Here is a 4,258-nt window from a genome sequence, read left to right on the forward strand (position 1 = left end):
TAGTGGCGGCTCTTGTTAACTTGCGCTATCACTGTATTTAGGAAAGATGTCTATTCTTTTCATAACATTTTCCTTATTATTTAAAGCAACAGCATGAATAACGGCGATCGCCAAAATCCATCACAGATGCACAAAAGTGAATAAAATAGACTGGATATAACTCGTCAAACGTATAACCGATGCGCTCTGCAGACACATTGATTTTAAACCTCCAAATAATCAGTAATCCAAAGTATTGTTGTGCGGTGCGGATATCACGTCGGTGTATTGATTTGACGAGGTGAAGTCTGAAACAAAAAATAGCGCTTGTATGCCGGTCTAGGATGATTTTCTTGCAAGTCTGGAATGATTTTTTGTAAGCTTAAAATGTTTTTTGTAAGCCTATGGATGAGTTTTTAATCGCCGAAAGACGAATGAATGGGCACATGACTTTTCATTGGCACTTTGCTCAAAAATGACAACAGGAGTGTCAGCGAGGATAATGGTTGCTACAGCTATAAACATTCACCTACGCAACATGAATAAAATAGATTTCACCGCCTGCCCCGAGTGTGATTTACTGCTTAACCTCGCCGCTCCAGAGGTGGGTGACAAAGCCCACTGTCCCCGCTGCGGATATTTAATGCAACGACCTCGCAAACAAAGCATTGAGCGGACTTTTGCACTCTCTCTTGCCGGATTGATATTAATGTTCCCGGCCAATCTGATGCCGCTGGTCGGCATAAAAATGCTGGGCAATACTAAGGACGGCACGTTGTGGTCAGGCGTGGTTGCGCTATTTGAAGAACATCTGTGGGGCGTTGCAATACTGGTGTTTTTATCCAGCATTTTGTTTCCGCTGCTAAACATTATTTTATCCTTACTGATCAGCGCTCACCTTTATTTTAAAAAGCCGAACCGGCATCTGGCGCATTGGATGCGCTGGCTGCAACACATGGATGAATGGGCGATGCTGGAAGTTTATATGCTGGGAATTATTGTCGCCTGCGTTAAGCTTGCCTCCACGTCTGAACTTAAATTCGGTTTCGGGCTCTACGCTTTTGTTGCCTTGCTGATCGTAACCGGCATGCTGGCAAGCAGTTTGGATAAGGTTCTGTTCTGGCGGCAAATCGGGCAATTGAGAAAATGAAACTCAAAAAAACCGCCCTGGCTCAAGGTTTCATCCGCTGTCATGATTGCGGCTGTTTATCAAAACAGTCTAACAACAATAAACTTTGCCCGTTATGCGGCGGTCAGTTACATCCACGCCTACCCAATAGTTTTCAACGCACTGCTGCCTTGCTGTTGAGTGCTTTTTGCTTGTATATCCCTGCCAATATTTTTCCGATTATGACTGTCACCCGCCTGGGTGTCGGCGAGCCGCATACTATTATCGGCGGTATTATTGCGCTGATTAACGGCGGCATGGTGCCTATAGCCCTGTTGGTTTTGGTCGCCAGTATTTTGGTTCCTTTGTTAAAATTATTGGGAATCAGTTTGTTACTGCTCAACATCCATTATCGCTGGCAATCGCATACAAGAAAATGGACCATCATGTACCGGATTATCGCTTTTGTAGGCCGCTGGTCAATGCTGGATATTTTTATGATTTCAATTCTTGTGTCTTTGGTTGACATGGGCGGTGTAGCGCAGGTTATCGCAGGACCGGCAGCAACGGCATTTGCTGCGGTCGTGGTATTGACCATGTTTGCCGCCAAAAATTTCGATCCACGCTTAATATGGGATAATCAGCACTAATATGAATGATTTTAACGATCCTGATGTGTCGGAAGTGACTATCAACAGAAAAACCGAATTGCCATTGGTGTGGCTTTTACCCTTGATTGCCCTGCTGGTCAGCGGCTGGTTAATCGCCAAATCCTATAATGAAAAAGGCCCGGCTATCACGATCAGCTTTCCTACCGCTGAAGGCCTAGAGGTCGATAAAACTAAAATTAAATACCTGAATGTCGAAGTAGGCAAAGTCACCGCCATCTCCATCAGTGACGATCTAAAAACTATTCTGATCACTGCTCAAATGAACAGCACTGCGGCCGGTTATTTAAATAAAAATACCAGTTTCTGGGTCGTTCGGCCTCAGGTGGGGTTGGGTGGGATTTCAGGACTGGGCACATTGCTTTCAGGACCTTATATAGAAATCAAACCCGGCAATGGCCCTAAAGAAAATCATTTCACCGGTCTGACCACCCCGCCCTTGTTAAAAAACAACGCCGAAGGTACACACTTTGTTTTAGAAACCAATAATCTAGGCTCCATGAAGCCGGGAACGCCGATCAACTTTCACGGCATAACCGTAGGCGAAGTTCTCAGCCACAAGTTGTCTGACGAAGCTAATGCAATACTCTTGACCGTTTTTATCAACAAACCCTACGACCAGTTTATCAGGAAAAACACTCGTTTCTGGGTAGACAGCGGCGTTGACTTATCCGCAGGCGCCGACGGTTTTAAAGTCAGAACAGGGCCTTTGATTTCCTTATTGAGCGGCGGTATTGCCTTTCGCGCCTCTGCTGAAGACACGACTAAAGATATCCAGCCTGAAAACAGCATGTTTCAACTTTACGATACCTATGAACAGTCGACCCAGATTGTTTATCAAAACACCTTAAAATACGTCATGTATTTTAACGGCTCGGTACGCGGGTTGACCGTAGGCGCACCGGTACAATTACGCGGCATTCCCATTGGCAAAGTTACCGAGATCAATCTGGAGCTGGACAAGAAAACTGCTGAAATTCACATTCCGGTCACCGTAGAACTGGAACCGGATCGCATCAAAGAAATCAATAACGAAAACAACATCAGCGATAAAGATATTATGGCTCAGCTGATTAATAAAGGCCTGCGCGCACAATTGCAAACCGGCAGCCTGTTGACCGGACAACTGCTGGTTGATCTTGATTTTCATCCGAAAAGCAAGATTGTGTTAAGCGACAATAAAAGCGTTTATCCTGAGTTCCCCACCACCGCCAGCTCACTGGATCAATTTACCCATTCCGCCAACATCATTATGGATAAGGTCGCTAAACTGCCGCTGGAAGATTTGACTGCTGAGGCCAATAAAACCCTGCAATCGTTACAAGGCACTTCCAAAGCCGCGGCAGGCATGCTGGTCACGGCTCAAGGCACACTGGATACCGCGGACAAAACCATGAGTTCGGCACATCAGGTATTAAGCATTATGGAGCCTGGCTCTAGCACTCACTACGAACTGGAACAGCTGCTACAGGAATTAACCCAGGCAGCAAGCTCGGTCAAGCAACTGACCGACTATCTGGAACAAAATCCCAATTCATTAATTCGCGGCAAAAAAGAGCAGTAAAATGGCAAATCAACTTTCAAAATGGTTAATATCACTATCAACCTGCACCCTGCTCTCTGCATGCATATCGACACCCCCGACCCAGTTTTATATATTGGAACCGCTGAGCGAACCGTCGCCATCCGCAACGATAACAGAAAAAAAACGCCAGATCGGCATAGGTCCGATATCGATACCGACATTACTTGAACGGAAACAAATTATCACCCGTTTACCGGATAACAGTATAAAAATCGCCGAATTTCACCAATGGGCGTCGCCGTTAAAAGATAATGTCGCTCAGGTGCTAACCCATAACTTGGCGATGCTGCAAACAAATGATTTTATCCGGGCTTATCCCTGGAGTGCATACGGAGCAGTCGATTATCGTATAATAATAGACATCATCAGATTCGACACTTGCCCTGAACAAAGCGTAAATTTTGAAGCTAACTGGGCGATAATGAACGAAAAAAACCATACCCTATTAGATAATGGCCACTCCAAAATTGAACATCGACTGGAAGATACGTCCTACCCCTCTACCGTCAAAGCATTGAGTAAAATTCTTGGTGAATTCAGCCTGGAATTATCTAAGGCGCTGGGCAAGATAAAGTAAAGAGCCTTATAGAATAAGCTCTGTAAGTATAGCTAAGACATTTTATTCTTGGATTTACTTAAGAAATCCTATAAAATTGCTTGAAATTGTTGAACATACAATTGGGGTGTTAGCTCAGTTGGTAGAGCAGTGGACTCTTAATCCATAGGTCCGGGGTTCGAGCCCCCGACGCCCCACCAAAAAAAATCAAGGCCTTACGAGAAATTGAAGGCCTTTTTTATTGCCTGATTTTATTTTATCCCAATTCTGTCCCATTTCTTAAAAAAAACACCCTCAACACTTGCCGGGTAATGGGTCAAATATGTGAATTGCACATATAATATCGAGTATGACCTGTTATC

The 4,258-nt window shown here is 44.6% G+C and carries 4 protein-coding genes and 1 tRNA gene; all 5 read left to right on the forward strand.

Going from position 1 to position 4,258, the window contains the following annotated elements:
- The first annotated feature begins 517 nt into the window (after nt 1-517).
- The 5 genes from V7051_RS24380 to V7051_RS24400 all read left to right on the forward strand — a co-directional run bounded on the left by V7051_RS24380 (nt 518) and on the right by V7051_RS24400 (nt 4,096).
- Nucleotides 518-1,129, forward strand: a complete 612-nt coding sequence (locus V7051_RS24380) for a paraquat-inducible protein A (RefSeq protein ID WP_334181192.1) — start codon at nt 518-520, stop codon at nt 1,127-1,129.
- Complete coding sequence (locus V7051_RS24385; RefSeq protein ID WP_333879354.1) at nt 1,126-1,737, forward strand: paraquat-inducible protein A; 612 nt, start codon at nt 1,126-1,128, stop codon at nt 1,735-1,737. Before V7051_RS24380 ends, V7051_RS24385 begins: the two co-directional genes overlap by 4 nt.
- 1 nt (nt 1,738) lies before the next feature.
- The gene (locus V7051_RS24390) at nt 1,739-3,319 is read left to right on the forward strand and encodes a PqiB family protein (RefSeq protein WP_333879355.1); all 1,581 of its coding nucleotides are present in this window, start codon (nt 1,739-1,741) and stop codon (nt 3,317-3,319) included.
- A 1-nt stretch (nt 3,320) separates the two neighbouring features.
- Nucleotides 3,321-3,917, forward strand: a complete 597-nt coding sequence (locus V7051_RS24395) for a PqiC family protein (RefSeq protein WP_333879356.1) — start codon at nt 3,321-3,323, stop codon at nt 3,915-3,917.
- Between the two features lie 103 nt (nt 3,918-4,020).
- Nucleotides 4,021-4,096, forward strand: a tRNA-Lys gene (locus V7051_RS24400).
- The last annotated feature ends 162 nt before the right edge of the window (nt 4,097-4,258 follow it).

The sequence above is a fragment of the Methylobacter sp. genome (assembly GCF_036845245.1).
Lineage (GTDB): Bacteria > Pseudomonadota > Gammaproteobacteria > Methylococcales > Methylomonadaceae > Methylobacter_A.